28 protein-coding genes are annotated in these 26,943 nt (G+C 49.3%); 15 read left to right on the top strand and 13 right to left on the bottom strand.

All coding sequences use genetic code 11. From position 1 onward, the window contains the following. Positions 1-14: 14 nt before the first annotated feature. Complete coding sequence (dapA, locus tag AC51G0_RS03660) at positions 15-896, bottom strand: 4-hydroxy-tetrahydrodipicolinate synthase (protein WP_496300733.1); 882 nt, start codon at positions 894-896, stop codon at positions 15-17. A gap of 305 nt (positions 897-1,201) precedes the next feature. Between dapA and AC51G0_RS03655 the strand changes: the two genes are divergently transcribed. Together AC51G0_RS03655 and bcp are read left to right on the top strand one after the other, a co-directional pair. Beyond that, positions 1,202-1,741: an ACT domain-containing protein gene (locus AC51G0_RS03655; protein ID WP_496300732.1), complete on the top strand. Its 540-nt coding sequence runs from the start codon at positions 1,202-1,204 to the stop codon at positions 1,739-1,741. A gap of 11 nt (positions 1,742-1,752) precedes the next feature. After that, on the top strand, positions 1,753-2,223 hold the full coding sequence (bcp, locus tag AC51G0_RS03650; RefSeq protein ID WP_496300731.1) for a thioredoxin-dependent thiol peroxidase: 471 nt from the start codon (positions 1,753-1,755) through the stop codon (positions 2,221-2,223). Positions 2,224-2,320: 97 nt separating this feature from the next. Here bcp and AC51G0_RS03645 read toward each other — a convergent pair whose 3' ends face one another. Both AC51G0_RS03645 and AC51G0_RS03640 read right to left on the bottom strand, forming a co-directional pair. Further along, entirely contained in the window at positions 2,321-3,400 is a 1,080-nt protein-coding gene (locus AC51G0_RS03645; protein WP_496300730.1) for an AI-2E family transporter, read from the bottom strand. A 7-nt stretch (positions 3,401-3,407) separates the two neighbouring features. Then, positions 3,408-3,635 (bottom strand): sulfurtransferase TusA family protein, encoded by a 228-nt coding sequence (locus tag AC51G0_RS03640; protein WP_496300729.1) that lies wholly within the window; start codon positions 3,633-3,635, stop codon positions 3,408-3,410. Between the two features lie 199 nt (positions 3,636-3,834). Between AC51G0_RS03640 and bepA the strand changes: the two genes are divergently transcribed. The 4 genes from bepA (at position 3,835) to AC51G0_RS03620 (ending at position 6,805) form a co-directional block, all read left to right on the top strand. After that, positions 3,835-5,289: a beta-barrel assembly-enhancing protease gene (gene bepA, locus AC51G0_RS03635; RefSeq protein ID WP_496300728.1), complete on the top strand. Its 1,455-nt coding sequence runs from the start codon at positions 3,835-3,837 to the stop codon at positions 5,287-5,289. A 134-nt stretch (positions 5,290-5,423) separates the two neighbouring features. After that, positions 5,424-5,774, top strand: coding sequence for an arsenate reductase (glutaredoxin) (gene arsC / locus AC51G0_RS03630; RefSeq protein WP_496300727.1), 351 nt, complete (start codon positions 5,424-5,426; stop codon positions 5,772-5,774). Next, on the top strand, positions 5,774-6,358 hold the full coding sequence (wrbA, locus tag AC51G0_RS03625; RefSeq protein ID WP_496300726.1) for an NAD(P)H:quinone oxidoreductase: 585 nt from the start codon (positions 5,774-5,776) through the stop codon (positions 6,356-6,358). The genes arsC and wrbA overlap by 1 nt, the downstream gene beginning before the upstream one ends. A 15-nt stretch (positions 6,359-6,373) precedes the next feature. Next, entirely contained in the window at positions 6,374-6,805 is a 432-nt protein-coding gene (locus AC51G0_RS03620) for a DUF2069 domain-containing protein (RefSeq protein WP_496300725.1), read from the top strand. 77 nt (positions 6,806-6,882) lie between these two features. On the opposite strand, the gene AC51G0_RS03615 is transcribed toward AC51G0_RS03620, so the two are convergent. Beyond that, on the bottom strand, positions 6,883-8,097 hold the full coding sequence (locus AC51G0_RS03615) for a DUF2066 domain-containing protein (RefSeq protein WP_496300723.1): 1,215 nt from the start codon (positions 8,095-8,097) through the stop codon (positions 6,883-6,885). A 365-nt stretch (positions 8,098-8,462) separates the two neighbouring features. Here AC51G0_RS03615 and AC51G0_RS03610 point away from each other — a divergent pair, with 365 nt between their 5' ends. Beyond that, positions 8,463-9,707 (top strand): uracil-xanthine permease family protein, encoded by a 1,245-nt coding sequence (locus tag AC51G0_RS03610; RefSeq protein WP_496300722.1) that lies wholly within the window; start codon positions 8,463-8,465, stop codon positions 9,705-9,707. A 62-nt stretch (positions 9,708-9,769) separates the two neighbouring features. Here AC51G0_RS03610 and upp read toward each other — a convergent pair whose 3' ends face one another. Next, a complete protein-coding gene (upp, locus tag AC51G0_RS03605) occupies positions 9,770-10,396 on the bottom strand; it encodes a uracil phosphoribosyltransferase (RefSeq protein WP_496300721.1) in 627 nt (208 codons plus the stop codon). Positions 10,397-10,593: 197 nt separating this feature from the next. Here upp and purM point away from each other — a divergent pair, with 197 nt between their 5' ends. After that, positions 10,594-11,634, top strand: coding sequence for a phosphoribosylformylglycinamidine cyclo-ligase (purM, locus tag AC51G0_RS03600; protein WP_496300720.1), 1,041 nt, complete (start codon positions 10,594-10,596; stop codon positions 11,632-11,634). A 4-nt stretch (positions 11,635-11,638) separates the two neighbouring features. After that, positions 11,639-12,283, top strand: coding sequence for a phosphoribosylglycinamide formyltransferase (purN, locus tag AC51G0_RS03595; RefSeq protein WP_496300719.1), 645 nt, complete (start codon positions 11,639-11,641; stop codon positions 12,281-12,283). Between the two features lie 86 nt (positions 12,284-12,369). Here purN and AC51G0_RS03590 read toward each other — a convergent pair whose 3' ends face one another. The 3 genes from AC51G0_RS03590 to dauA all read right to left on the bottom strand — a co-directional run bounded on the left by AC51G0_RS03590 (position 12,370) and on the right by dauA (position 15,575). Then, the gene (locus tag AC51G0_RS03590; protein WP_496300718.1) at positions 12,370-13,149 is read right to left on the bottom strand and encodes a class II glutamine amidotransferase; all 780 of its coding nucleotides are present in this window, start codon (positions 13,147-13,149) and stop codon (positions 12,370-12,372) included. Between the two features lie 54 nt (positions 13,150-13,203). Beyond that, complete coding sequence (gene lpcA, locus AC51G0_RS03585) at positions 13,204-13,785, bottom strand: D-sedoheptulose 7-phosphate isomerase (RefSeq protein WP_496300717.1); 582 nt, start codon at positions 13,783-13,785, stop codon at positions 13,204-13,206. A 71-nt stretch (positions 13,786-13,856) separates the two neighbouring features. Further along, complete coding sequence (gene dauA, locus AC51G0_RS03580; protein WP_496300716.1) at positions 13,857-15,575, bottom strand: C4-dicarboxylic acid transporter DauA; 1,719 nt, start codon at positions 15,573-15,575, stop codon at positions 13,857-13,859. Between the two features lie 427 nt (positions 15,576-16,002). On the opposite strand from dauA, the gene fadE reads away from it, so the two are divergent. Further along, positions 16,003-18,453 (top strand): acyl-CoA dehydrogenase FadE, encoded by a 2,451-nt coding sequence (fadE, locus tag AC51G0_RS03575; protein ID WP_496300715.1) that lies wholly within the window; start codon positions 16,003-16,005, stop codon positions 18,451-18,453. 101 nt (positions 18,454-18,554) lie between these two features. Here the strand turns inward: fadE and AC51G0_RS03570 are convergent, their stop codons facing one another. Continuing rightward, complete coding sequence (locus tag AC51G0_RS03570; protein WP_496300713.1) at positions 18,555-19,796, bottom strand: TIGR03503 family protein; 1,242 nt, start codon at positions 19,794-19,796, stop codon at positions 18,555-18,557. A gap of 7 nt (positions 19,797-19,803) precedes the next feature. Next, positions 19,804-20,535 (bottom strand): DNA polymerase III subunit epsilon, encoded by a 732-nt coding sequence (dnaQ, locus tag AC51G0_RS03565; RefSeq protein ID WP_496300712.1) that lies wholly within the window; start codon positions 20,533-20,535, stop codon positions 19,804-19,806. Positions 20,536-20,586: 51 nt separating this feature from the next. On the opposite strand from dnaQ, the gene rnhA reads away from it, so the two are divergent. Further along, a complete protein-coding gene (gene rnhA / locus AC51G0_RS03560; RefSeq protein WP_496300711.1) occupies positions 20,587-21,048 on the top strand; it encodes a ribonuclease HI in 462 nt (153 codons plus the stop codon). 29 nt (positions 21,049-21,077) lie between these two features. Here the strand turns inward: rnhA and AC51G0_RS03555 are convergent, their stop codons facing one another. Further along, positions 21,078-21,824: a methyltransferase domain-containing protein gene (locus AC51G0_RS03555; RefSeq protein ID WP_496300710.1), complete on the bottom strand. Its 747-nt coding sequence runs from the start codon at positions 21,822-21,824 to the stop codon at positions 21,078-21,080. 40 nt (positions 21,825-21,864) lie between these two features. Here AC51G0_RS03555 and gloB point away from each other — a divergent pair, with 40 nt between their 5' ends. From gloB to AC51G0_RS03540, 3 genes are all read left to right on the top strand, one after another. Next, positions 21,865-22,623: a hydroxyacylglutathione hydrolase gene (gloB, locus tag AC51G0_RS03550; RefSeq protein ID WP_496300709.1), complete on the top strand. Its 759-nt coding sequence runs from the start codon at positions 21,865-21,867 to the stop codon at positions 22,621-22,623. A gap of 70 nt (positions 22,624-22,693) precedes the next feature. Then, positions 22,694-24,265: a lytic transglycosylase gene (locus AC51G0_RS03545; RefSeq protein WP_496300707.1), complete on the top strand. Its 1,572-nt coding sequence runs from the start codon at positions 22,694-22,696 to the stop codon at positions 24,263-24,265. Then, positions 24,262-24,951 carry a Yip1 family protein gene (locus tag AC51G0_RS03540; protein WP_496300706.1) on the top strand — a complete coding sequence of 230 codons (690 nt, stop codon included), beginning with the start codon at positions 24,262-24,264 and terminating at the stop codon, positions 24,949-24,951. The genes AC51G0_RS03545 and AC51G0_RS03540 overlap by 4 nt, the downstream gene beginning before the upstream one ends. On the opposite strand, the gene AC51G0_RS03535 is transcribed toward AC51G0_RS03540, so the two are convergent. Then, on the bottom strand, positions 24,938-25,783 hold the full coding sequence (locus tag AC51G0_RS03535; protein WP_496300704.1) for an endonuclease/exonuclease/phosphatase family protein: 846 nt from the start codon (positions 25,781-25,783) through the stop codon (positions 24,938-24,940). The two genes, AC51G0_RS03540 and AC51G0_RS03535, sit on opposite strands and share 14 nt — an antisense overlap. Before the next feature lie 74 nt (positions 25,784-25,857). Then, entirely contained in the window at positions 25,858-26,193 is a 336-nt protein-coding gene (locus AC51G0_RS03530; protein WP_496300703.1) for a DUF1904 domain-containing protein, read from the bottom strand. A 386-nt stretch (positions 26,194-26,579) separates the two neighbouring features. Here AC51G0_RS03530 and AC51G0_RS03525 point away from each other — a divergent pair, with 386 nt between their 5' ends. Then, positions 26,580-26,915, top strand: coding sequence for a hypothetical protein (locus tag AC51G0_RS03525; RefSeq protein ID WP_496300702.1), 336 nt, complete (start codon positions 26,580-26,582; stop codon positions 26,913-26,915). Positions 26,916-26,943: the final 28 nt, after the last annotated feature.

The raw sequence follows: 26,943 nt of genomic DNA, 5'->3' as shown, positions 1-26,943 counted from the left end.
TACGCTCTAGCAAATTACAGCAGCACATTGGCTTCCTTAAGCGCCTCAGTCACAACAGGCTGTGCTGATTCACTCAGCTCAGTCAATGGCAAACGCAACTGTCCGTACTTAATCAAACCAAGTTGATGGGCTGCCCATTTAACTGGAATTGGGTTAGATTCAACAAACAGCTTTTTATGCAATGGCATCAAGCGCTCGTTAATCTCTCTGGCAGCATCAAACTGACCAGAAAGTGCCAGCTTGAACATGGTTGCCATTTCTGAGGCCGCCACATTCGCCGTGACCGAAATCACCCCATGACCACCTGCGGCAACAAAATCTAATCCGCTGGCATCATCGCCGCTTAGTTGGATGAAGTCTTCGCCACAAAGTTCCCGAGTTTTTTGTACTCGTGATAAATCAGCGGTCGCATCTTTAATACCAACAATATTGTCCAGCTTCGCTAGACGAGCCACCGTTTCCGGTAACAAATCAACCGCGGTACGTCCTGGTACATTATAAAGGATTTGAGGCAAATCAGTCGCTTCGGCAATCGCTTTATAATGTTGGTATAAGCCTTCCTGGGTCGGCTTATTATAATAAGGTGTAACAGACAGGCAGCCAGCAACGCCAGTGCCCGAAAATAGTTTACTGAAGGTGATGGCTTCATGGGTTGCATTTGCGCCGGTTCCGGCAATGACCGGAATGCGGCCATTTGCAAATTCTAAGGTTTTCAGAACCACCTTCACATGCTCATCAACCGTTAACGTTGCTGACTCACCCGTGGTTCCGACTGCCACAATTGCATCTGTCCCTGCTGCAATGTGGTATTCCACTAATGAAGCCAGGCTTGAGTAATCAATTTCGCCGGCTTCATCTAATGGTGTAACTAGCGCTACCATGCTTCCTGAAAACATGTCCATCTCCCCTTAATAATGAATACCAAGCAGCATCATTATCTTCGCTGATAAGGATGCTGCTTGGTATATCCATGGTACTTTTCAGTTACAGTAAACTCAAGACAGGAGTATGTAAATCAGTGAAGTAAAACCCATCAACCAGAAAGATCTAATATGTGCTACTTTCCCCCAATTCCCAGAATATACTCCTAGTAAATATCGTAAGCGCTATTTTGATGCTAATGCCCGCGGCCTATACATAGCTTGATTTACAATGACTGTGCTACCATGCATATGATAATCAAAATACGATGTGTGAAAATATGGAACATTACCTAGTAATCACGGCCGTCGGTACGGATCGCCCGGGCATCTCAGATGAAATCACCGGACTGATCAGCCATTGCGGCTGCAATATCGTAGACAGCCGGCTCGCCCTCTTTGGCAGTGAGTTTACCCTCATCATGCTACTTTCTGGCAATGGCAATGCCATTTCCCGGGTGGAATCAACATTACCCCTCAAGGCACAGGAACATGATCTGCTGACGGTAATGAAACGCACCTCCAAACATGAGTACCGCTTCTTTCCCTATACCGCTGACTTCCATATCGAAGCAGAGGACACGCCAGGGCTCATTGAACAGTTCACCCATTTTTTTGCCACCCGGAAAATCGATATCGCTTCATTAAGTGCCCACACCCATGAAGCCGACGAACAAGACAGCCCAAACCGTTTTCAGCTGCAGATCAGCACCAATTTGCCTGAAGGCTGTAACTTAATGACTTTACAAGAAGAATATGAAGCACTCTGCCAAGACTTACTGGTCTCTGGCAACGTGACATTCATCGGCCATAATCAATAAGGAAAATCACTATGAAGACTTTGACCGCCGGTACGCCTGCGCCAGCCTTCACTCTGCTCAACCAAGATAATCAGCCTGTCAGCCTCGCTGATTTTAAAGGAAAAAAAGTGCTTGCTTACTTTTATCCGAAAGCCATGACCCCGGGCTGTACCGTACAAGCATGTGGTTTGCGTGATAGCAAGGCAGAGCTGGACGCGCTGAATGTTGAAGTTCTGGGTATCAGCATTGATGCGGTAAAACGCTTGCCTAAATTTATCGAACGCGACAGCTTAAACTTCACCTTGCTGTCTGACGAGGATCATGCTGTCGCTGATCAGTTTGGCGTATGGGGGGAGAAAAAATTCATGGGCAAAGTCTATGACGGCTTGCACCGTATCAGCTTCCTGATCAATGAAGAAGGTGTGATTGAGCATGTCTTCAATAAGTTCAAGACCAAAACTCACCACGAAGTCGTATTGAATTACCTTAACGACGGTGAGTAAAACTCACCGTCGCTAGCTAGCTCTGATTACTTTCTAGAGCGATATAAAAAAGGCCGCGGTTGCGGCCTTTTTTAATTCAAGCTCTGGCATTGCGATGTTACTCGCTTTCCTTCAGCGTCTCATCATGGGCTTCATTTGATGGCAGCGCGTTCCAAACCGCTTTCACCAGCGTTGCCAGCGGAATAGCAAAAAATACCCCCCAGAATCCCCACAAGCCACCAAAGACCAGCACAGCGACAATAATCGCAACCGGGTGAAGGTTTACCGCTTCAGAGAACAAAATAGGCACCAGCACATTACCATCCAGAGCCTGGATGATGCCGTATGCCACCAGCAGCCACCAGAAGTCCGGGCTGATCCCCCACTGGAATAAGCCAACCATAGCAACCGGCAGGGTAACGGCCGCAGCCCCGATATACGGGATCAGTACCGAAAAGCCAACCAACACACCCAATAGAACAGCGTAGCGCAGATCCATCACCGCAAAGGTGATGTAGCTGACAATACCTACGATAAAGATCTCGGTAACCTTGCCGCGAATATAATTTGAGATTTGTTGGTTCATCTCGACACCAACTTTGCTGGCCAGGCGGCGGTTCTTAGGTAGTAGACCACTCAGCGTTCTCAGCATTTCTTCTTTGTCTTTAAGCAAGAAAAACACCAGCAAAGGAACCAATATGAGGTAAACAGCCAGTGTCGCCAGGCTCACCAGCGATGCCAGCGAACCTTTGACCATGGTTTCACCCATTCCCAGCACTTTTTCCCGCAAGGTGGTCATGAAGGTACCCACCTGGTGTGGCTGGACTATGTCAGGATATCGCTCCGGCAGGCTAGAGACATACTCCTGCAGCCCATTGAACATATTCGGGACATCGGCTATCAGATTGCCGACCTGGTGCCAGATCGTCGGCACCAGGCCAAACACAGCCATCACCATCAGGCCAACAAAAACAAGCAAGACCAGCATTACCGATATCGACCTCGGCAGCCCCAGCCGGGTCAGTCGCATAACCGGCCATTCCAGCAGGTATGCCAGTACAATCGCCACCAGCAAAGGCGCAATCAAGTTACCGAAGAAATAAATGGTCAGGAAGCCAACCAACAGGATGGTAACGAGGCTTACTGCATGGGGATCTGAAAATCTTCGCTTATACCAGCGATTGAGCATGTCCAGCATAAAATCTTTACTGCCTTTTGGTCACGATAATTACGAGCTCTTGCTGACAGGCAGCCTGCTCTTCAATGTTAAACCCATGGTTTAACAGGTAACGGGGAATATCTTGTCTGGCACCAGCGTCAGAGATATGCATCTTCAAACTCTGACCGAAACTGAGCTCTTTGGTCGCTCGTTTGGCCAGTAAAAGTGCCATCGGGCAACGTTCTGAAATCAAATTGAGCGTAGGGATTTCCATTCCGGTATGCTGACAGTTATTATCCATTGGAGTATTGTAAATGACATCGGTGCGACAAAAAAGAAACCTGTGGTAGGTTTCGTTGTCTTATTCTCTGTAAGTTATACCTGCTTGTGAATGATTTAGCGAATTCAATAGATATTAGTTATCACTCAGGCAGAATTGGAACGATTATCAGAAAGGCGGTTGTATTATTACCATGTTTCGATTTGCCAAAGCTCCAACCTATCTCTTAATTAGTGCCTTACTCGGTTCGGGCTTGACGGCTCAGGCAGATAGCTTCAACGCTCTGCCAGAAATAGGGACGACAGCAGCATCGACGCTGACGATTGAAAAGGAAATGGAATACGGTGACGCTTACATGCGAATGCTGCGTGCCAGCATGCCAGTGATCAGCGACCCGCTACTCTCGGAATATGTTCAAGATCTAGGCCACCGCCTGGTTGCCAATGCCGATGACGTACGAACACCATTTAACTTTTTCATGATCCAGAATCGTGAAATAAACGCCTTTGCGTTCTTTGGCGGCCATGTTGCAATCCATAGCGGACTGTTTCTCCACGCCAAAACAGAAAGTGAGCTCGCCTCGGTTGTCGCCCACGAAATAGCCCACATCACCCAGCGCCACCTTGCGCGCAGTATGGAAGATCAGGCCAAGAAATCCCCTGCCACCATGGCGGCACTGATTGGCTCCCTGATGCTGGCGATTGCCTCGCCTGAAGCTGGAATAGCGGCAATTCATGCCACGACCGCCGCATCGGCACAAGGCCAGATCAACTATACCCGCAGTAATGAAAAAGAAGCCGACCGCATTGGTATCGCTACCCTAGCAAAATCAGGCTTCGAAGTTCAGGCTATGCCGCGCTTCTTTGGGCGCCTGGCGGATCAATACCGTTACGCCAGCACGCCGCCAGCCATGCTACTGACTCACCCACTGCCTGAGTCGCGAATTTCAGATACTCGCAGCCGAGCCAACCAATTTCCGGCTAAACGCGTCGACACGTCGGAGCGCTATCAGCTCGCACGGGCACGCATTGTGGCCCGTTATGCCGGCATCGACAGCGAAGCCGCTCTGGACTGGTTCAACCGCCAGCTGAAAAAAGCCAACGGCCAACAAAAAAATGCCCTTAATTACGGCAAAGCACTGATCTATATTGATTCAGGTAAATACCAGCAAGCCCATGAACTGCTGGATCCCCTATTGGCTGCTGAGCCTAATAACCGGTTCTATATCGACTCTGCTACCGATCTCGAACTCTACGAGAAGAAATACGATCAGGCAATAGCGCGCCTTGAAAAGGCATTAAAAGCCAACCCAAACCATAAGGTACTGCGCCTCAACCTCGCCCATGCCCTCCAGGAGGCTGGCCGTAATACAGAAAGCATCTCGATCCTGACGCGTTACACCTATGACAACACTGACGATACTAATGGCTGGCACTTGTTGGCCCAAGCCTATGCCGAAAGCGGCCGCCGTGATGCCGAACTGGCAGCGCGTGCCGAGCTGATGGCACTTCGAGGCCAGTGGGATAAAGCCATTCAGCATTATATTCAGGCTAGCCAGCTGGTTGAGGTTGATTCTCTGGATCAGGCACGCTATGACGCCCGGATAGATCAGCTGCGCCTGGCCCGCTCCCGCGTCTCAAATCTCTGATCCCGTTACTGACTTTGCTTTTCTTCCGTGTTGCAGTTCCTCTACAATAGGACTGCAACATTTATTCCCCATTCTGCTAACCTGGCCGCTCACTCAGGCAATAGCAAATGGCACAATATTAATTGGGAGAAACCATGTCAGTAACTATCTATCACAATCCTCGCTGCTCTAAGAGCCGCCAGACCCTGGCACTGCTTGAAGAAAAAGGCATCAGCCCAGACGTGGTCAAATACCTCGAGCAGACACCGGATGTGGGCCAGCTTAAAACCCTGCTCAGCCAGCTAGGCTATAGCTCTGCCCGTGAAATGATGCGTACCAAAGAAACGCTCTATAAAGAACTGGCGCTAGGTGAAGAGAGCGTGACCGAACAACAGCTATTTGAAGCAATGGCCGAAAACCCGAAACTGATCGAGCGCCCAATCGTCGTGAAGGGTGACAAAGCGGCGATGGGACGTCCGCCAGAGCAAGTGCTGGATATTCTATAATGCACAGACTCCTGGTGCTCTATTACAGCCGTCACGGCAGTACCCGGCAGCTAGCAAGGCAGATTGCCCGCGGGATCGAACAGGTTGACGGTTGTGAAGCCATACTCCGGACGGTGGCAGATATTGACAGCCAGGGGAAACTCGAGGGGGCGCCAGCCAATGGCGATCCCTGTGTAACCCAGGATGATCTGAAGGCCTGCTCAGGGCTGGCAATGGGAAGTCCGGTTCGCTTTGGTAATATGGCAGCCCCGCTGAAACACTTTATCGATAGTACCAGTGCCCACTGGCTTTCCGGCACCCTGATAGGCAAACCAGGCTGTGTGTTTACCTCCTCGTCATCAATGCACGGAGGCCAGGAAACCACACTGCAGTCAATGATGTTGCCCCTGCTGCATCACGGAATGCTTATTGTCGGCCTGCCTTATTCCGAGCCACAACTGCATACAACTCGCTCGGGGGGCACCCCTTATGGCGCTTCACACCTTAGCCACGGCCAGCAGAAAGTACTGGACAGCGATGAATCTGCCCTTGCGCAGGCACTAGGAAAGCGCCTGGCCGAAACGGCGAAAAAGCTTCATGAATAAGTTAAGGACAACCGTATGATAGCAATGAGCAAATCGACTCAGAATTTGCGCTACTCCGCCTTAATTGCCAACCTGTCTTTAATTTTATGGGTTGGCTTATGGCAAAGTACCCTTTCCCCTCACCCTCACCTGAATAACTTGGTGGTTGCCGGTATGTGGGTTTTGCCCATGCTATTTCCACTGAAAGGGATCCTGGAGGGCAGGCCCTATACCCATGCGTGGGCTAATTTCATCCTGATGTTCTACTTCCTGCATGCCCTGACTATCCTCTGGGTCGATGGCGGCGAGCGCCTGCTGGCCTTCGTGGAGCTGGGGCTGACAACCTGTGCATTTATTGCCAATATTCTCTTTGCCCGCCACAGAGGCAGGGAGCTGGGCATCAAGCTAAAGAAGCTGTCGCAGGTCGAAAAGGAAGAAAAGGAAACACACGAAAGGAATGGGAAATAATCCCTGACACGATCAAAAATGCGGTGGGGGTACCACCGCATTTTATCAAATTCTTATCACCAACCGAGTACATCAAGCTACAAGCTAGGTTTAGGGTTCCAGTAATATTGGTTAGCTTGGCTAAGTGCTGGGGCCATGGTTGCTGTCACATCAAGTGCCTGCGGATCCTGGGGTTCAGCTTCAGGCTCAGCGTTATAAGTCAGCGCTTCTACGCGACCATCTTGCAGCTCATCGATCACTACCGCTTCTTCGTCAGCAGTAGCCACAATGGTATAACCGGGATCAGTCTCTAACGGTGTCAAACGGCGATCCTGGCCCAATTCACGCTTAAATGCCGCCTCTGAGCTCAACAGGTTCATCCCGAAAGTGACGGAGTCTCCCTTCAGCTTGCTCGCGTTGACCGAAGCCACCGAGGTCAGGTTGGTCAGCATCCGCTCAAGGGTGAAAAAATCCTCTGTCGACTGGATATTGGCGACCTGAATCGCAAACTCACCGTCACTTGCACCGCCCAACTGCACGGCATATTTCGCTGCAAGCTGATCAGCAACCTGGTTCATCATCTCGGTAAGTGCATCTGCCGATGTGCCTGCCGCACGGCCTTCTGCCGGAGCGGTTTGGGATGAAGCAAGATCTTCTGGCTTATCGGCAAATAGCTGCCAGCCCAACTGCACACTCTCGTCTGCCTGTTGGCGAACTCGTACCACCAGAACGGCATCAGGCTGATAGCGTGTACTGGCATTAGCAATCGGCTGAACAAAGCCGCCCCAGATATCAGGAATATTAATTGCCGTAACATCTTCAAAATCACCAATCGGCATCAGAACGGGTACACCACGCATGTCCGCTGCGCTTTTTAGCTGTACCTCAGCGGTATTACCTGATTGATCCCAGACAATATCACGGCTTCGGTTGGCATCTTTGACCATCCAAACCAGCACGCTTGGGCGTTGTTCACTCCATAACGTCGCATTGGCCTGGGTCAGCAGGTTACGGATCCGGGCTCGGTCGAAAGTAAGTTCCAATGTCTGCTGTCCAGCCAGGCTACCGTAGCCAAACTGGCTAACATACGGACTGCTATTGGCCACCGCCTTGTGAATCACTTCATTTTGAATAATTGCGCTCTGGCCTGACACTTTGATCAGTACCTGCTCCAGCGCTTCCTCACGGGCTTTTTGTTCAGACTGCTTATCCGTGTCTGGTAATACAACCTGCGCCTGATACAAATTGGTTACGGTTGCAGCTTTAAGCGGCAATGCCAATAAAGCAAACATTAATAGAGCAAAACGCAACATAGAAAACTCATTCATCACTTAGTTAATGCCCGATCATAAAATGAACGAGGCAGTATCGGCAACTGCAACTGCCACAAAATCCCAGACTATCTGATATCTCTTAGATTAACTATCCATTTCATCCCCATCAACAGAGATCTTTTCTGTGTATTTCGGCGAAGGTATCGCCAACTAAAAATAAGTATTTATGGCTTTCACTCTATCTGCGTCAGAAAAATGTAATTGTTTCAAAAAAAAGTGATTAACACCACAAAAGCAACAACCTGGCATTGCAAATCATATTTTCAACAAATACCAGATAGGCAAACGATTACATCCGTGATAGCATTGCGCGATTTTTTTTTCAGACAGGGTGGAAGACTACAATGATGCAGGTACTGCAAGGTGCACAGATGCTGTTCGTCGCATTCGGTGCGTTGGTTCTGGTTCCGTTACTTACTGGGCTAGATCCTAGTGTTGCGCTCTTTGGCGCTGGTATGGGTACCCTCCTCTTTCAAGTCATCACAAAACGTTCCGTTCCTATCTTCCTCGCTTCTTCTTTCGCTTTCATCGCTCCTATCATGTATGGAGTACAAGCCTGGGGCGTAGCCAGCACTATGGGTGGCCTAATGATGGCGGGTGTGATGTATGTCATCATGGGGGCAGTCATCAAAGTTCGCGGTGTGGGTATCATTCATAAATTGCTGCCACCTGTTGTCGTCGGACCGGTCATCATGGTGATTGGCCTGGGCCTAGCCCCTGTTGCCGTCAACATGGCACTGGGCAAAACCGGCGATGGCGCCGTTCAGCTGATTGAAGGCAATGCCGCGCTGTGGATTTCAAGTATCTCTCTGATTGTGACTATCGCTCTAAGTGTCTTTGCGAAAGGCTTCCTGAAGTTAGTTCCGATCATGGGGGGGATTGTTGCGGGTTACTGCGTGAGCCTGGCTTTTGGTGTTGTGGACTTCACGCCAGTAGCGCAAGCAAGCTGGTTGGCAATGCCAAGCTTCACATTCCCTGAATTCAACATTAACGCCATGCTATTTATGATCCCAGTGGCGATTGCTCCGGCAGTCGAACATGTCGGTGATATGCTGGCAATCTCGAATGTGACCGGTAAAGACTACCTGAAGAAGCCAGGCCTGCATCGCACCATGGCCGGTGACGGGGTAGCCACCATTGCCGCTTCAATGTTCGGTGCACCACCAAATACAACATACTCCGAAGTGACCGGTGCCGTCATGCTGACCAAAGCCTTTAACCCAGTCATCATGACCTGGGCGGCTGTGACTGCATTAGTCTTGGCATTCGTTGGCAAGCTTGGGGCATCGCTGCAAACCATTCCGGTTCCTGTCATGGGCGGTATTATGATCCTGCTGTTCGGCTCAATCGCCACCGTCGGCCTCAATACTCTGATCAAAAACAACGTTGATCTGCATAAGGCCCGCAACCTGGTGATCGTTGCAGTCACGCTAGTATTCGGTATTGGTGGCATGGCATTCGGCATCGGTGAGTTCAGCCTACAGGGTGTTAGCCTATGCGGTATTGTTGCCATCTTGCTGAACCTGATCCTGCCAGACGATCTGGGTGAGAACCATGTCGTCGATAATGCCCAAATAGAAGATGCTTAACATCGAGTACTGACACAAAAAAGCCGGGCATCTGCCCGGCTATTTACTTTCAGACGAATAAATTACTTCGTACCGAAGATCTTATCACCCGCATCGCCCAAACCTGGAACGATGTAGCCTTTGTCATTTAGCTTTTCATCGATAGCTGCAGTGTACAGCTCAACGTCTGGGTGTGCTTTTTCAAGAGCTTCAATCCCTTCAGGCGCCGCAACCAGTACCAGTACTTTAAACAGCTTACAGCCTTGCTCTTTTAGCAGATCCAGTGTTGCAATCATTGAACCGCCAGTCGCTAGCATTGGATCAACAACCAAAGCAATACGCTCGTCGATGTTTGATGCAAGCTTGTTGAAGTATGGAACCGGCTCTAGGGTTTCTTCATCACGGTAGATACCGACAACGCTGATACGTGCGCTTGGCATGTGCTCAAGAACACCGTCCATCATACCAAGACCAGCACGCAGAATTGGCACAACCGTTACCTTCTTACCTTTAAGCTGATCGATTTCAACTGGACCGTTCCAACCTTCAATGGTAACTTTTTCTGTTTCGAAGTCTGAAGTCGCTTCATACGTTAGCAAACTACCAACTTCCGTCGCTAGCTCACGGAAACGCTTAGTGCTGATGTCGCCTTCGCGCATAAGACCAATCTTATGTTTAACCAGTGGGTGTTTAACCTCAACGACTTTCATTTCTGACTCCTAAGCAAACAAAATTTAAAAAAAATCGAGCTATTATACACTAGACCATAAGCGCTCTGATAGAGGGATAGATATCGTTTGCTCAGGAAACATCCAGCAAGATTTATTGACGCAAACGTTTCCCTTTCCGCCCTGACTGCTGTTATCATACCCCCGCTTTTTTACTTTAATGCGGTGAGGGATCTCTTGTGAACGGCAATAACTCTTCTCTTAGTTACAAAGATGCTGGTGTAGATATTGATGCGGGAAATGCATTAGTTGATCGTATTAAAGGGGTGGTTAAACGCACCCACCGTCCAGAAGTGATGGGCGGCATCGGTGGTTTCGGGGCGCTTTGCTCGCTACCAACCAAGTATAAAGAGCCGGTATTAGTTTCTGGTACAGACGGCGTGGGCACAAAACTTCGCTTAGCGATGGATCTAAACAAGCACGACACGATTGGTATTGACCTGGTCGCGATGTGCGTCAACGATTTGATTGTTCAAGGAGGAGAGCCATTATTCTTCCTTGACTACTACGCGACAGGCAAGCTGGAAGTTGACACTGCTGCTGCTGTTGTTGCGGGTATTGGCGAAGGCTGTATCCAATCTGGCTGTGCGCTAATTGGTGGTGAAACGGCAGAAATGCCAGGAATGTACCACGGCGAAGACTATGACGTTGCAGGCTTCTGCGTAGGTGTTGTCGAAAAAGCGGATATCATCGACGGCAGTAAAGTAAAAGCGGGTGACGCACTTATCGCTGTTGGTTCGAGTGGCCCACACTCTAACGGTTTCTCTCTGATCCGTAAGATCATCGAAGTCTCTCAAGCCGATTTAAGCCAAGAACTTGAAGGCAAGCCACTGGCCGATCACCTACTTGAACCAACCAAAATTTATGTCAAATCAACCCTGAAGATGATGGAAAGCTGTGATGTCCACGCCATTTCCCACATCACTGGGGGTGGTTTCTGGGAAAATATCCCTCGCGTACTGCCGGAAGGTGCAAAAGCGGTGGTTGACGGTAACAGCTGGGAATGGCCTGCTGTCTTCAACTGGCTACAGGAAGCCGGCAATGTTGATACCTACGAAATGTACCGCACCTTCAACTGTGGTGTCGGCCTGGTTATTGCTCTACCGCAGGATCAAGCAGCACAAGCAATCGAGATCCTAAACGCAGAAGGCGAAAACGCTTGGCTGTTAGGCGAAATTGCTGACGCCGACGCTGGCGAAGAGCAGGTGGAGATTAAGTAAGCCGATGAAAAATATCGTAGTCCTGATTTCTGGCAGCGGCTCGAACCTTCAAGCCATGATTGATGCCTGCCAGGACGGTACGATCCGCAATGCTAAAATTGCCGCAGTACTGTCAAACAAAGCTGATGCCTATGGTTTAGAGCGCGCCCGTCAGGCTGGCATCAACACCGTGCACCTGGCAGCCAGCGAGTACAGTGATCGTGATAGCTACGACCGTGCAATGGCAGAGCAAATTGATGCCTTCCAACCGGATCTGATCATTCTGGCTGGTTTCATGCGTATCTTGAGCAGCGAGTTTGTCCGCCACTACCAGGGGCGCATGCTTAATGTTCATCCGTCATTGCTGCCGAAGTACACAGGATTACATACCCATCAGCGTGCCATTGAAGCCGGTGACAAAGAGCACGGAACCAGTGTTCACTTTGTCACGGAAGAGTTAGATGGCGGCCCTGTGATCCTGCAGGCTAAAGTGCCTATCTTCGACAACGATACGGTTGAAGACGTCACAGCCCGAGTACAGCAACAGGAACACCGCATCTATCCGCTAGTCGCCAACTGGTTCTTGCAAGATCGCGTGAGCATGATAGCAGAAAGTGCTGTCTTTGATGGTAATAGACTGCCTCCACAAGGCTATGCCGCTGAAGAGTAATCGGAAATACAGATAAAAAAACGCGACCATAAGGTCGCGTTTTTTTATCGTTTACAACGCAGAAAAAGCGCCAATAGATACCGCCTCTATAGCGTTCGGTTATGAATTAGCTCACCGAAATGGAACACGCTGAACTCACCTTGCTGCATCTTATGCCAGTTCTCATCATTGGTCAGAGGCTGAGTTGCAATCACAGTGACGACATCGTTTGCCGTGGTTTCCTTCTGGAAGTCAATCGTCACATCCTCATCAATCAAAGAGGCCTGTCCAAACGGTGCCCGACGGGTGATCCAGTGCAAGTTATTGGTACAGTATGTCAGCACACACTCACCATTGCTCAGCAGCATGTTGTACACGCCAAGCTGTCTTAATCGATCACAGCAAACAGCGACATATTCATATACCGACGCCATATCGTCAGGTAGTTCAGGAAACTTCGCCTCAAGCTGGTTGAGCAACCAGCAAAAGGCTATCTCACTGTCCGTATCACCGACAGGCCTGAAGCGGCCTGTATCTAGCGTCTCATAGCCCGTTAGCTGGCCATTATGGGCAAAGGTCCAGTAACGCCCCCATAACTCCCGGGTAAATGGGTGGGTATTTTCAAGGCTGACCCCACCACGGTTAGCCTGCCGAATATGGCTGACTACCGCACAACTTTTGATCGGATATTCCTGTACCAGCTCTGCAATCCGTGAGCGGCAGCTTGGGTTTGGGTCTTTAAAAGTACGAAAACCCCGCCCTTCATAGAAGGTGATCCCCCAGCCATCACGATGTGGGCCAGTCTTTCCGCCCCGTTGCATCAGGCCGGTAAAGCTGAAACAAATATCGGTTGGCACATTGGCACTCATGCCAAGCAATTCACACATAGTCCTTTATGCCCTCTCTTACGGTATTGAAGTACTTACTAACAATAATAGCGGTTAGCTCGAGGCCATCTCTTTCTCAACCAGCATAATTAAAATGTGGATAATTTTAATATGTACTTCCTGGATACGGTCAGCAAAACCAAAATGCGGTACGCGGATTTCGACATCGGCCAGACCAGCCATTTTGCCGCCGTCTTTCCCTGTCAGGGCAATGGATTTCATCCCCTTGGCTTTTGCCGCTTCAATTGCTTTTAAAATGTTCCCTGAATTGCCCGAGGTCGACAGACCAAACAGAACATCACCTTTTGCTCCGACCGCTTCCAGGTAACGCGAGAATACATAATCATAACCGAAGTCATTGCTCACGCAAGAAAGATGGCTCGGATCTGAAATAGCAATACCAGGATAACCCGGACGGTTTTCTCGATAGCGCCCAGTCAGCTCCTCGGCAAAATGCATCGCATCACAATGTGAGCCGCCGTTACCGCATGACAGTACCTTACCGCCCTGCTTAAACGACTCTGCCAGTACTTTGGCAGCAGCTTCAATATCTGCAATGTTTTTTTTGTCACTTAAAAAACGGTCCAATACTTCAGCAGCTTCATTTAGTTCTGCACGGATCAAATCTTGGTACATAGGCTAATCTCGGGTTATTCATACAATATTATCGCCTAGCCGGGCACGCCCCGGCTAAACACTTATGCGCCTTAGCTTGCAGTGTACAAAGAAACAGTCGAAGGTGTCGACTCCTGAGGCTGCACATTGTGACGGTTTATTGCCAAATGCTCACGTAATGACTGTGGTGATGAATAAAGCGCTATGTTATCAACCGCCAGTACCCCGGCTGTCGCCAACTTTTTCTCGACATGTGCCGCTACGCCCAGAAGGTAAACCGGGTACTGACGAATTCTCTCCAGCGCACATTCAAACGCGTGGATCGCAGTAATATCTATCGTTGACACATCACTGAAATCAAGTACCACCGCACGCGTATTCGCCGACGAGTGATCAATCACATTGAAGGCTTTCTCGCTGGCGGCAAAAAATAGAGGACCATTAATGTCATATACCACCACATCATCACCGAAATCCTGGTGCTGATGCTCCCGATCAACAACCGTTACACTGGTCAAGGTAGCAATGCGCTGAATAAACAATATACCTGCCAACAACAGCCCCACCACCACAGCAATCACCATGTCAAACACCACGGTCAATGTAAAACATGTCAGCAACACGGCGACATCACGGCGGGGAGCCACCTTTAAGGTATGAACAAAGTGCGGGGCTTCCGACATATTCCAGGCCACCATGATAAGAAGTCCAGCCAAGGCACTCATCGGAATATAAGAAAGCATTGGAGCCAGCACAATCATCGCCGCCAGCACAAACAAAGCATGGGTAATCGCTGATACCGGAGAAAATGCCCCGGCACGGATATTCGTGGCTGTACGGGCAATCGCAGCCGTAGCCGGGATCCCACCAAAAAATGGTACCACCATATTGGCTAGCCCCTGCCCGACCAGCTCGGCATTCGGGTTATGCTTGGTCCCTGTCATACCGTCGGCAACTACCGCACACAGTAAAGACTCTATACAACCCAGCATGGCAATGGTAAAAGCGGCAGGAAGCAATTCAACCACCAGTCCCCAGCTAAATTGCGCATGTTGCCATGGCATCACCAGTTGCGGTAACACCTGTGGGATCCCCTGGCCAACCAAGTCACCAATTTGGTAGTGGAACTTTTCACCAAGCAGCCCCACATGCGACGAACCCCATTGGTTCATCACCCATGCCAGTAGCGTTCCTGCCACCAGAGCAACCACATGGGCAGGAATGCGGTTTTTCAGCTTCGCCCATAAAATGAACACCACAACAGTTGCAAATCCCACCATTGCATCGACGTAATTGATGGTTGGCAGGGCATTGGCATAAGCCAGCACTTTCTCAGGGAAATGAACCGGGCTTCCCTCAACAGCCAGCCCGAGCAGATCTTTGAGCTGGAGAAAAGCGATGACCAGGCCAATGCCCGCAGTAAATCCCGTTGTAACAGGGTACGGGACATAGGCCACCAGCTGGCCAAGCCGTAGTAGTCCCATCAAAAGTAAAATCACACCTGACATCAAGGTTGCCAGCATCAAGCCGGATAAACCGTACTGCTGGGTGATCGGCAGCAAGATCACCACAAATGCTGCCGTCGGCCCGCTGATATTAAACCGCGAACCGCCAAACAGGGCTGCAAGCAGGCCCGCAACAATAACCGTATACAAACCATGCTGCGGCGGCACCCCAACAGCAATAGCCAGGGCCATCCCCAACGGGATAGCAACAACACCAACAGTAACACCAGCAACAATATCGGCACGCAGCGCAGAAAACGAATAGCCTTCTCGCCACGCTTGCTTTAAAGCATGAAATAACAACACGACAAACCCCTGCACTTGCGTACAAAAGAAGAAATAGGAAAAGCTGTCATCCCGATAGAGGGATCCGGCGGGCATGTGTCAGTCGGAGTTCGGGAAAGGCAACAAATGACTCAATGAGTCATCCACACCCCTGTTTGACACTAATGTCAAACTCATAAATAGCGTGAACGGCATCACAATAATGACCATATTAATTGTATGACTTATTTTCGCAAGCACATTTTTTCAACTCGCTGATCTTGATCAATCCCTTTTGTAACAAGGGATAACAGGACATCTTTACGTAACTCGCCCCTTTCAGAACAGAAAATTATTTTACATTTTATTAAAAAAGCCCTTACACTTATCACAAGTGGTAAGACCTCTTACCTTGCATAAACCGTACCCATAAAATAATAAATCAACGCCCACGATAAGGAGAATCATCATGGTTACACTTGTGTACCTACTAGGGCTAATTGGTATAACCGGCGTGCTCGCCTATCACCGTGCCAACCTCAGAACGTTTACCGCCGCTTTCGTGGCTACACTGGCGCTGGGCTCGGCACTTGATATTGTCGGCCAGTACAGCTGGCTCGCTTTCCTGCTTATCGCAGTACCGTTAAACGTAATTTCATTACGCAAGAACCTGTTAAGTAAACCCGCTCTGAAAGCGTTTAAGGGTGTTATGCCTGAAATGTCCCGTACCGAAAAAGAAGCCATTGATGCTGGTACGGTCTGGTGGGAAGCTGATCTGTTTCGTGGCGCGCCGGACTGGAACAAGCTTCATGATATTCCGGCTCCACGCCTAAGTGCCGAGGAAAAAGCCTTTCTCGATGGCCCGGTCAATGAAGTCTGCCGAATGGTCAATGATTTCCAAGTTACCCATGAACTGGCCGATCTACCGCCTGAAGTCTGGCAGTACCTCAAAGATCATAAATTCTTCGCCATGATCATCAAAAAAGAATACGGCGGTCTGGAGTTTTCAGCCTATGCCCAATCACTGGTGTTACAAAAGCTAACCGGTGTGTCTGCCGTACTCTCTTCAACGGTCGGTGTTCCAAACTCGCTCGGCCCAGGTGAACTGCTACAACATTACGGTACCAAAGCGCAGAAAGATCACTATCTACCCCGCTTGGCCGAAGGCAAAGAAATTCCTTGTTTCGCGCTCACAAGCCCGGAAGCTGGTTCTGATGCCGGCTCAATCCCCGATTTCGGCATCGTCAAAAAAGGGATGTGGCAAGGCGAAGAAGTGCTCGGCATGGAATTGACCTGGAACAAGCGCTACATCACTCTTGCCCCTATCGCAACTGTGCTAGGTATGGCTTTTAAACTGTTCGATCCCGATCATCTACTGAGTGACGAAGAAGATCTCGGTATCACCTGTGCATTGATCCCAGCCGATACCGATGGTGTTGAAATTGGCCGTCGCCACTTCCCGCTCAATGTGCCATTCCAAAATGGTCCAACCCGAGGTGACAAAGTCTTCGTACCTATCAGTTTCATCATTGGTGGCCAAGAAATGGCAGGTCAGGGCTGGCGCATGCTGGTTGAATGCTTGTCTGTTGGTCGGGGTATCACCCTGCCATCTAACTCAACAGGTGGCCTGAAAACGGCGGCGATGGCAACCGGTGCCTATGCCCGTATTCGTCGCCAGTTCAAGTTGCCAATCGGTAAAATGGAAGGTATTGAAGAGCCATTGGCACGCATTGCAGGTAATGCCTATGTATTGGATTCTGCCAGCGACTTGACAGTTTCCGGCATCGATTTAGGCGAGAAACCTTCGGTTATTTCAGCTATCGTCAAATACCATTGTACTCACCGAAGCCAACGTAGTGTCATTGATGCCATGGACGTTGTTGGTGGCAAAGGGATCTCCATGGGGCCAAGCAACTTCCTGGCGCGTGGCTATCAGGGTGCACCGATTGCGATTACCGTGGAAGGGGCAAACATCCTAACCCGCTCAATGATCATATTTGGCCAAGGGGCAATACGCTGTCATCCCTATGTACTAGAAGAGATGGATGCGGCTTACAACGACGATGCCGACAAAGCACTGAACGGTTTTGATAATGCCCTATTCGGCCACATCGGCTTTGTGATCAGCAATATGGTGCGTTCATTCTGGTTTGGCCTGACTGACGGCAGGGGCTCTTCGTCACCGCGTAAAGATGCAACGGCTCGCTACTACCAGCAGCTGAACCGCTATAGTGCCAACCTGGCACTGCTTGCTGATATTTCAATGGCGGTATTAGGTGGCTCTCTGAAACGAAAAGAGCGCTTATCTGCTCGTTTGGGTGATGTGCTAAGCCAGCTTTATCTGTCATCAGCCACCCTCAAGCGCTACGCCGATGATGGTTGTAAGCAAGATGACTTACCGCTGGTTCACTGGGGGCTGCAGGATTCGCTGTACCAGACTCAGGAAGCGCTGGATGAGTTCCTGCGTAACTTCCCGAATCGTCCAATCGCTGCGTTGCTACGTCCACTGATCTTCCCGCTTGGACTGGGCCGTGTTAAGCCATCGGACAAGCTAGATCATAAGATTGCCCGTATTATTCAAACGCCTTGTGATACCCGTAGCCGCATCGGTCGTGGCCAGTTCCTGGAAGCATGCGAAAATAATCCGGTAGGTATGATTGAACTAGCCCTGAAAGATATCTTGGCCGCCGAACCAATTTATGATCGCATCTGTCAGGCTGCTGGCAAAAAGTTCCCATTTATGCAGTTGGACAATGTTGCAGCAGTAGGCCTAGAGCTTAATGCCATCAACGAAGAAGAGGCCAAACTACTGCGCCGAGCAGAAGAAGGTCGCCTGCGTACGATCAATGTAGATGACTTTGAACCTGAAGAGCTGGCAGCAAAACCTTACCAACCGGAAGAAAAAGATATTGCCGCCTAGATAACCTAAATCGATTCACCAGCAACAAAGAGAAGGGAAGCCAATGGCTTCCCTTCTCTTTGTCACTTCTCGGTACTCTACGCTAATCACTTACCGCATAATCATGATGCTGGTACAACTAGCGAATCTTTTTCCAACGCTTTCTTCATTTGCCGCTTACGCCACAAGAATGCAATCACCACAACCAGCAACACCACCAGCACGTTCGCCCCTAAGATAACTTTCAATGCCTTTGAGCGCGCTGCCTGTTTTTCGGCTTCCAGCCTTAACATCTCTTCTCGCTGCGCCTTCGCCTCCTGCTGGGCCCTGAAGTCTTCCAGATTGCGATCCAGTTGTAGCTCGGCCATCACGGCAAAATGGTTTTCCGCCAGCCTAAATATAAGCTCCCGGTTATTAAAATTATCCGTTGCATATAACCAGCCAGACCAACCATAGCGCCCAGGGGCCTTACCATTGGGTAGCCGCACTTTCAGCCCGTCTTCATCCGAAAGTGCATGTTGCTGGCTAATGGTCTCATCCCCATCAGGGTTCACCTGAACAATATGGGCCGCCAGTGATCCCGGCAGCAATGCCCCTTCCTCTGTTTCAACCACGACCTGGTGCGGCTCGCTCCGTCCACGTCCCTGGATAAAACTTGCCTTCATCGGCGGTGGGTACACTAATACCTGTTGCTCTACCGTGCGGAGAAAAATACCGTTACCAGAACTGATCCTGACGCGGTATTTTCCTGGCTGGATTTTTACCGGCAAAGCGACAGTAAACACCCCATCACCCGGCTTTTCATCAAAGGCCAGCCCATCGTCGGAAAATTCCCCCAACACAATAGGGCTTGGCCAGGCATCTTTGGGCAGGTTTTCGATATCTTCAATATATTCATAAAAAACGACTGACAGCTTTACTCGATCAAGGAAGTCGCGCATTGTCAGTAAGTTCCCACTTTGGGTAAGGCGGGCTGTAAACTTAAGGGTTTCAGACTGGTAAAGTCTTGAAGGTAGGTTTTCTACCTCCAGCTTAAGGTTCGATAATACCGTGACCTGGTTCTTCGGGGTAACCCTGCCAACCGCCTGCCATGGGCCAGGCATGGGATTCTCAATCGAAATGATATCTATCCCGGGCTCATCATACCAAGAGACATTCCGCGGGTGGCGCCCTGAATAGTATTTCTTTCCGTCAGGGCGAACCAGGACGATAGCCCGGCTATTCTCCTCCCGCTTGACCACAAACGAGACCTGCTCAACGGTAGGATCGACACGAAAACGGTTATCCAACCACGACATAGCCGTACTGTCTTTTGCCCAAGACAGTACCGGTATCAACATCACTAGGAATAATAACCGCCGCATAGCACCTCTACTGACGCCACAGCGAGACGTCACCTTTTTTCTCAATAATATCCAAGCGCGATTCATGCGCTTGTATTTCATCGGCCGATGCCCTAATGATCTTTAATGATTTTCTTCCCGAAGCCAGCCGACGGATAGCATTTTCGGTACCGGTATCACTTTCTTCACTACCGGCACTGAGCGCCAACGATGTTTGGCCACCTGTCATAAGCAGGTATACGTCAGCCAGGATCTCGGCATCGAGCAATGCCCCGTGCAGGGTACGGTGCGAGTTATCTATTCCGTATCGCGAGCACAGCACATCAAGGTTGTTTCTTTTCCCCGGGAAAAGCCGCTTGGCCATCTCCAGGGTATCGGTCACCTTACAAAAGTCTTCGGTCTTACCTATTGACGGATCCAGCTTCCTGAACTCGTAATCCATAAAACCGGTATCGAAGGGCGCGTTGTGAGCAACCAGCTCAGCCCCTCGAATAAATGCCATGAACTCTTCATGGACATCTTTATAGGTTGGCTTATCAAGCAAAAATTCATCGGTAATACCGTGAACATCAACCGCTTCCGCATCGATCTCCCGATCGGGCTTGATGTAAACGTGGAAGCTATTACCCGTCAGCTTGCGGTCGATGATCTCAACCGCACCGATTTCGATAATACAGTGGCCTTCGTAGTGAGGCCCGGTCATATTCATACCGGTTGTTTCGGTATCGAATACGATAATTCGTTCGTTAGTAGCTTTCATAGTTGCGATTGTGTCAGACTAAAGTTTTTCCTACAGCGAATACTACCAAATATGACTAAGCAGGTAGAAATTTTCACCGACGGTTCTTGCCTGGGTAACCCAGGACCTGGTGGTTATGGTACCGTCATGCGGTACAAACAGCATGAAAAAGAGCTCAGCGACGGCTTTTACATGACCACAAATAACAGAATGGAACTGCTGGCTGCCATTGTCGGCTTATCAAGCCTCAAAGAATCCTGCCAAGTTGATCTTACCACCGATAGCCAATATGTTCGCCAGGGGATCACGCAGTGGATCCATAACTGGAAGAAGCGAGGCTGGAAGACCGCTGAGAAGAAGCCAGTGAAAAATGCCGATCTCTGGCAACGCCTTGATGAAGAAACCCAACGCCATCAAGTCTCCTGGCACTGGGTAAAAGGCCATGCCGGCCACCCGGAAAATGAGCGCTGTGACGATCTGGCGCGTACCGCTGCAGAGTCACCAAGTCAAGATGACACAGGCTACAAGGTGTGAACCCTCCCTAACTAACAGCCAAGGTTCCACTACGACCCTTTCACTTTTTGGCTTGCCTTGGTTCGGCAATTGAGCCCGAGCGGCGCTAGCTGGCGCCGTAGCTTCCAGGTCGGCTTGATAGGTTTTAGGGGAACCGTTCGCTTACGCGCAACAATGAGGTACATACTGCCAATCGACGAACAGGTCTCTGACAAGATACTTTCCGCCCAGGTTGAACAAGCCAGGTGCCTTGTTGCCGGCAATACGGCAAAATTCTCGTGAAATACTACCTCGTAATTCAGTAGCCCCAACCAGTCTTTCACCCGCATCGGCATAAACATTCGCCCTTTCCACGGGTAACGCTTACGGTTCCAGGGCAGCAACCCACGCATACCGAGAATACTCACAGGGTTATAGCCGCTTAGCAATATATAACCATCATCCACCATCACGCGGTCAATTTCCCGCAGCAAACGGTGGGGGTCTGAGCAATAATCAAGTTGATGAGTGATCACGCAAGCGTCAAAAGACTTTTCCACAAACGGCAGGGCAAAATGATCCGCTATCACATTATGCAGTGGATTGAACTTATCAATGCAAATCTGATGCTGGATGTTACAATGGCCACTGGCGAGCTCACAACTTAACCCACCCAGCTTTAACATATGATAGCCAAATAACTTGGGCCACCATTCATCAAGCTGGGCCTGTAGCAACTCGGACGCCCATTCACCATTGACGACTTGTGACCAGGAGTGTGGTGGTTCTATATTTTTTACTGTGCGGGCTGGCTTCATAAGTTATTGCTCAACACCTCAAAGGCTGGAGACAAATTACATGCTTACAGTTAAAAGCATACCTGCATTTAATGACAATTACATCTGGCTGATTCACAGTCCGGATAAACATTGTGTCGTCGTTGATCCCGGTGATGCTACCCCAGTAATCAAGGTGTTAGAAGAACAACAACTCACCCTTGATGCCATCTTAGTCACTCATCACCACCATGACCACATTGGCGGGATCAGTGAACTTAAGCGCGCCTTCCCGCATGTCAATATTGTCGCCCCTTCAGCAGAGCCGATCCCCGGCGTCTCCCAATCAGTTGAGGACGGTGACCAGGTGGAAATATTTGGTGAGCGCTTTATGGTGCTTGGTGTTCCAGGCCATACCGCGGGCCATGTCGCCTATGTCGGAGACGAAAAACTATTTTGTGGTGATACCCTGTTCTCTGGGGGTTGTGGCCGCTTGTTTGAAGGCACACCGGCACAAATGTTTAACTCCCTGCAAAAAATCGCTGCATTGCCAGATGAAACCAAAGTCTACTGCGCCCATGAGTACACTAGCAGCAATATTGCATTTGCGTTAGTTGCCGAACAGGACAACCCACACCTACAGCGCTACCGGGAAGATGTAAGCCGACTTCGCGCCCAGGGCATCAGTACGATCCCATCCACATTACGACAAGAAAAATTGATTAATCCTTTTTTACGCTGTGATCAAGCCAGTATCAAAAAATCTGTTGCAGATAAGGCATTTGACGACAGTGATCTGGAGACCTTCGCTGCACTGCGTCGTTGGAAAGACGAATTTTGACCTGCGTCACTTGTCTCCAAGGTGGTTGGACAAGTATCATCACCAACTATTTTGGCTTTAGGCAGGTTCCATGAAATCCCGATTCTTTTTAGCGAGTGCGCTATTACTGGCTGGTTGCCAAATTACTAATACGACGAATACAGTAGAAGAACAAGCAAACACAAATAACAACAAAGAAGAAACTCCCGTACAGGTGCCTGCCGTTGCAGCACCAAAGGATACGGCTGAGCCTGTCGTCATTGAACAAGTAAAAGTACCGACTCCCCAGGAGCAAGAAGATGTCTGGCAGCGCATCACCATGCAGCTAGCCGCAGATATTCCTGAAAACAAGCGGGTACAATACTACCGTAACTGGTATCTTCGCTATCCTGGGCACCTGAAAACCGTCGCCAAGCGAGCCGAGCCTTTCCTTTACTACATCACTGAAGAAATTGAGAAGCGCGATCTCCCGCTGGAACTTGCCCTGCTTCCAATTGTAGAAAGCTCCTTTGACCAATTTGCCTATTCGCACGGCCGGGCGGCCGGCCTATGGCAAATTATTCCTGATACCGGCCGCCGCTTTGGACTGGAACAGAACTGGTGGTATGACGGTCGCCGTGATGTTGTCGAGTCCACCCAGGCAGCCCTGGACTTGCTTGAGTACCTAAACCGAAAGTTTGATGGTGACTGGCTTCACGCTCTAGCCGCATACAATACCGGTGAAGGGCGTGTATTCCGCGCGATCCGTAAAAACAAAGCAGCCGGAAAACCGACTGATTTCTGGTCACTGGATCTGCCAAAAGAAACCAGTGGCTATGTGCCGAAGCTACTTGCTGTCGCTGACGTCATTAAACACCAGAAGAAATACGGAATTGCCATTCCATCGATTACCAACAAGCCAGCGGTCGAACTTGTCAAACCGGGTACCCAAATGGATCTGGCGATGGCGGCCAACTATGCCGGTATAAAGCTCAAAGATCTGCAAAGCTTGAACCCTGCTTACAACCATTGGGCTACCTCACCAGATGGCCCGAACCACCTATTATTGCCAGTCGATAAAGTAGACCGCTTCAATAGTCAGTTTACGAGTAATGGTCGTCAGGGGATGAAAGTGGTGCGTTACAAGGTGAAGTCTGGCGATACGTTAAGCGTATTGGCCCACAAGCACCAAACGACGACCAAACAAATCCAGCGCGCAAACAATATGTCTGGCACCAGCATTCGCGTTGGCCGCCATATTCTGATCCCTGTAGCGATGAAAGATGGCGAGACCATCTCTGCCCAACTGGCTGCAAAAACCCAAAAGAGCCATGGCAGTGGCTACCGTACAACCTACCAGGTGAAGTCAGGCGACAGCTTGTGGACGATTGCCCGCAGCCAGAAAGTCTCGATTGATCAGATCACCAAATGGAACGGCATCAGCAAAAACAAACCGCTGCGTGTCGGGCAAAAACTGACTTTATGGAAAAACAGCCAAACAGGTGGCGTGATCCGTACGGTCTACTACGAAGTACGCTCTGGCGATAACCTGAGTGCTATTGCCCAGCGTTACAAAGTCAAGGTATCCGATGTGGTGAAATGGAACCAAATCAACGGCCAGAAATACCTCAAACCAGGCCAAAAACTGAAACTCTATGTTGATGTCACTAAGGTAAGTGTATGACGCCTTCAAAAAACCCGTTCTTTGCGGTACTCGATACTTTTCGCTCTCCGATAGACTGCTTTGCAGCAGTCTATGAACGTCCAAAATGGGCGATTTTGCCCTATCTAATCATTATTTTAGGGCCTTTCTTCCTTTGGGGAGCTTACTTTAACAATGTCGATATGGTCTGGCTTCAGCAGGAATTGACGGTTCAGTTCTCAAATGTTGATCAGCAAGTTCAGGAGTCTTGGTTAACCAAGGAAGTACTGCTAGCTGGTGAAGTGTTCAGTGACATTACCGGCCGTACTATTTGTATTTTTGTGCTGGCGCTATGGCTAAACCTAGCGACCAAGAGCAATCAATATAAGCATAGTTTCGGTAAGTGGCTGGCAGCATCTAGCTTCATCATGCTGCCTGCAATGGTGGGCGACTTCGCCAGCTATATCAATATCATGTTCAACAGCAGCAATATCCTGCCAAATGCTGCCGACTTGAACAGCTTGAACGGCCTGCTGAAGCTACCGTTGAATAGCCCATGGTCACCTTTCGCTACCACAATCCCATTGCTGGCACCGTGGTATATCGCGCTGACTTATGCTGCCGTTGGCGCATGGACAGACTTCGACCGGGCTAAATCAATCATTGTTGCCAGCCTGCCTTGGCTACTTGCTCTGATTGTTTGGCCTATCATGATCATTGCAGCCTAAAGCTGGCAATAATCGGGTTATGATCTGAGGCATCGGTTTTCGGTGCCTCTGCCCCCATCAATTGAAGGTCGCGGTAGTACAAATGATCTAAAGGCTTGCCAAATACTTTGATACGCTGATCTTTTCTTAAGTTAACATCACGAAGACCTAAGCTCGTGGCAAAGTTCTTTACCACATCAATGCGAGCCTGACGCCAGGTGTTAAAGTCACCCGCCAAAATAATAGGACCAGAATGGGTATCCAAAACGGCTCGCAAGCTGTCTAACTGCTCCTGGTACTCTTCCAAGCCTACAGCAAAGTTCACACCGTGCAGGTTGACCACAATCAGCGTATTACCATCCGATAGTGCAAATTCAGACAACAGGGCAGACTTAGGCAAACGCAGCCAAGGCTCCATTGCCAGATAGGCACAAGTCTTTTTGGCATTCACACTCGATAAATTCATCACCCCAGCAGGCGTATTCATGAACTTAAAGGCATTAGCCATGCGGACCTTCCATGAAGAGTCGTCTAGATAATCCCGTAAATCAGCATTCAAGCTCGCTTCTTGCAGCAATACCAATTCACTCTCTTGGGAAAATGACTCCAGCGCTGTTCGCCAGTTTTCTCTTTGCTGCTTATAGATATTCCATACCGAAACCGTAAATTGACCATCGGTATCTAAAGGGTGTGCAATCGCGCTTTCGATACAGCGATAAGAGAACTGTGGTGCCAGAACATTCGCACTTACCTCAGGCGCATCAGCGACATCAAACGACCAGTTAAATGCACTGACTCCTAACACTCCAGCTACGACTCCCAATCCTGCTGCTACTTTTGCATAGCGCGTCATTAACATCACCTTTTTAAAACAAGAAAGCCCCTGGCAACAGGGCTGCCATAAAATCAGAGAAGAAATTTAGCGAATTAGTAATGTTCGCCGTTATCGTAATAAGCGGTTGGTGTCAGAGCAGTAAAAATTACGGCAACATCTTGCTCTGGCTCTTCCAGAGCATTGCGGACAGCATCAGTGATATGTTGCGCTACCTTATCTTGTACTTCTTGACCGCGGTCAAACCAAAGTACCTCAACAAAAGGATACGCAAAGGAAACCTCGCCATCGAAAATAAAGGTTGTGGAAATATGCTCTAAAGTGAAATCTTCGCGAGGACAGGCCATCAGAGGCTGAAGACCATCCACTAATGCTGTTGAAAGTGACTTTACAGTATCAAACTCTACATCACGGAAACGAAGATGCGGCATGTTAACTCCCAAATCGCTCGCTACTAAAAGCCAACAAGATACCACTGATGTCATGTATTTCGCATCTATTTCTGTGCTCTTGCTGGCATTTTATTTGGATAGATAAGTGTTAATTCTAGCAGCTCAAAAGCTAATGAGTTGAAGATAAAAAAGAATCATGCTTCTGAACCGAGATCACAAATTTATCATTTAAACAGTATTTCGAGTCCTTTATCGCCTTTTATCACGCCTCTCTCCCCCATTAAACAAATACCACCAAGTCAGGCTTTCAAATTTAATCCACATCTTGCGCTCAATTAAGCCTAGTTTTTAGCCAGATAATGTTGGCGTTCAGCTTTCTTTTTGATACTCTCCACCACAAATAAAACACCATTCAATTATTGATTATGAAGAAAACTATCATCATTACAGCCCTAGTCTTATCGATGCCGAGCTGGGCTTTCAGTCAGGATAATCACGAGGCAAGGATCACCACACTCGAACAACAGGTTCGCTTGCTCACCAAACAGGTCAAGCGACTGGAAAAGCAAATCGCTCAAGACAGCGATTTCAGTGAAGGTGGCAATCATATGTATCAATGCAAACTACGTGTCTTCGGCGAACAATATACCGGACGATCAGCAAGCCGGGGCAGTGCCGTCGCTAAAGCTGTAGATGCATGTTCCGATGCTCAAGAGGAGATGTTCTGCCGTCCTGAAAGCGTACAGTGCCATAAGTATTGAGGAGCCGAGGCTTTCGAATGTGGCAGGG

The sequence above is a fragment of the Photobacterium sp. HL06 genome, assembly GCF_059552575.1.
Note: the sequence above shows the minus strand (reverse complement) of the source record. Positions and strands in the feature narration are given on the sequence as shown.

Excerpts from the sequence above, each read along its gene's own strand:
- dapA (WP_496300733.1), bottom strand. The coding sequence starts at position 896 with ATGTTTTCAGGAAGCATGGTAGCGCTAGTTACACCATTAGATGAAGCC.
- AC51G0_RS03655 (WP_496300732.1), top strand. The coding sequence starts at position 1,202 with ATGGAACATTACCTAGTAATCACGGCCGTCGGTACGGATCGCCCGGGC.
- bcp (WP_496300731.1), top strand. The coding sequence starts at position 1,753 with ATGAAGACTTTGACCGCCGGTACGCCTGCGCCAGCCTTCACTCTGCTC.
- AC51G0_RS03645 (WP_496300730.1), bottom strand. The coding sequence starts at position 3,400 with ATGCTGGACATGCTCAATCGCTGGTATAAGCGAAGATTTTCAGATCCC.
- AC51G0_RS03640 (WP_496300729.1), bottom strand. The coding sequence starts at position 3,635 with ATGGAAATCCCTACGCTCAATTTGATTTCAGAACGTTGCCCGATGGCA.
- bepA (WP_496300728.1), top strand. The coding sequence starts at position 3,835 with ATGTTTCGATTTGCCAAAGCTCCAACCTATCTCTTAATTAGTGCCTTA.
- arsC (WP_496300727.1), top strand. The coding sequence starts at position 5,424 with ATGTCAGTAACTATCTATCACAATCCTCGCTGCTCTAAGAGCCGCCAG.
- wrbA (WP_496300726.1), top strand. The coding sequence starts at position 5,774 with ATGCACAGACTCCTGGTGCTCTATTACAGCCGTCACGGCAGTACCCGG.
- AC51G0_RS03620 (WP_496300725.1), top strand. The coding sequence starts at position 6,374 with ATGATAGCAATGAGCAAATCGACTCAGAATTTGCGCTACTCCGCCTTA.
- AC51G0_RS03615 (WP_496300723.1), bottom strand. The coding sequence starts at position 8,097 with ATGTTGCGTTTTGCTCTATTAATGTTTGCTTTATTGGCATTGCCGCTT.
- AC51G0_RS03610 (WP_496300722.1), top strand. The coding sequence starts at position 8,463 with ATGATGCAGGTACTGCAAGGTGCACAGATGCTGTTCGTCGCATTCGGT.
- upp (WP_496300721.1), bottom strand. The coding sequence starts at position 10,396 with ATGAAAGTCGTTGAGGTTAAACACCCACTGGTTAAACATAAGATTGGT.
- purN (WP_496300719.1), top strand. The coding sequence starts at position 11,639 with ATGAAAAATATCGTAGTCCTGATTTCTGGCAGCGGCTCGAACCTTCAA.
- AC51G0_RS03590 (WP_496300718.1), bottom strand. The coding sequence starts at position 13,149 with ATGTGTGAATTGCTTGGCATGAGTGCCAATGTGCCAACCGATATTTGT.
- lpcA (WP_496300717.1), bottom strand. The coding sequence starts at position 13,785 with ATGTACCAAGATTTGATCCGTGCAGAACTAAATGAAGCTGCTGAAGTA.
- fadE (WP_496300715.1), top strand. The coding sequence starts at position 16,003 with ATGGTTACACTTGTGTACCTACTAGGGCTAATTGGTATAACCGGCGTG.
- AC51G0_RS03570 (WP_496300713.1), bottom strand. The coding sequence starts at position 19,796 with ATGCGGCGGTTATTATTCCTAGTGATGTTGATACCGGTACTGTCTTGG.
- dnaQ (WP_496300712.1), bottom strand. The coding sequence starts at position 20,535 with ATGAAAGCTACTAACGAACGAATTATCGTATTCGATACCGAAACAACC.
- rnhA (WP_496300711.1), top strand. The coding sequence starts at position 20,587 with ATGACTAAGCAGGTAGAAATTTTCACCGACGGTTCTTGCCTGGGTAAC.
- AC51G0_RS03555 (WP_496300710.1), bottom strand. The coding sequence starts at position 21,824 with ATGAAGCCAGCCCGCACAGTAAAAAATATAGAACCACCACACTCCTGG.
- gloB (WP_496300709.1), top strand. The coding sequence starts at position 21,865 with ATGCTTACAGTTAAAAGCATACCTGCATTTAATGACAATTACATCTGG.
- AC51G0_RS03545 (WP_496300707.1), top strand. The coding sequence starts at position 22,694 with ATGAAATCCCGATTCTTTTTAGCGAGTGCGCTATTACTGGCTGGTTGC.
- AC51G0_RS03540 (WP_496300706.1), top strand. The coding sequence starts at position 24,262 with ATGACGCCTTCAAAAAACCCGTTCTTTGCGGTACTCGATACTTTTCGC.
- AC51G0_RS03535 (WP_496300704.1), bottom strand. The coding sequence starts at position 25,783 with ATGACGCGCTATGCAAAAGTAGCAGCAGGATTGGGAGTCGTAGCTGGA.
- AC51G0_RS03530 (WP_496300703.1), bottom strand. The coding sequence starts at position 26,193 with ATGCCGCATCTTCGTTTCCGTGATGTAGAGTTTGATACTGTAAAGTCA.
- AC51G0_RS03525 (WP_496300702.1), top strand. The coding sequence starts at position 26,580 with ATGAAGAAAACTATCATCATTACAGCCCTAGTCTTATCGATGCCGAGC.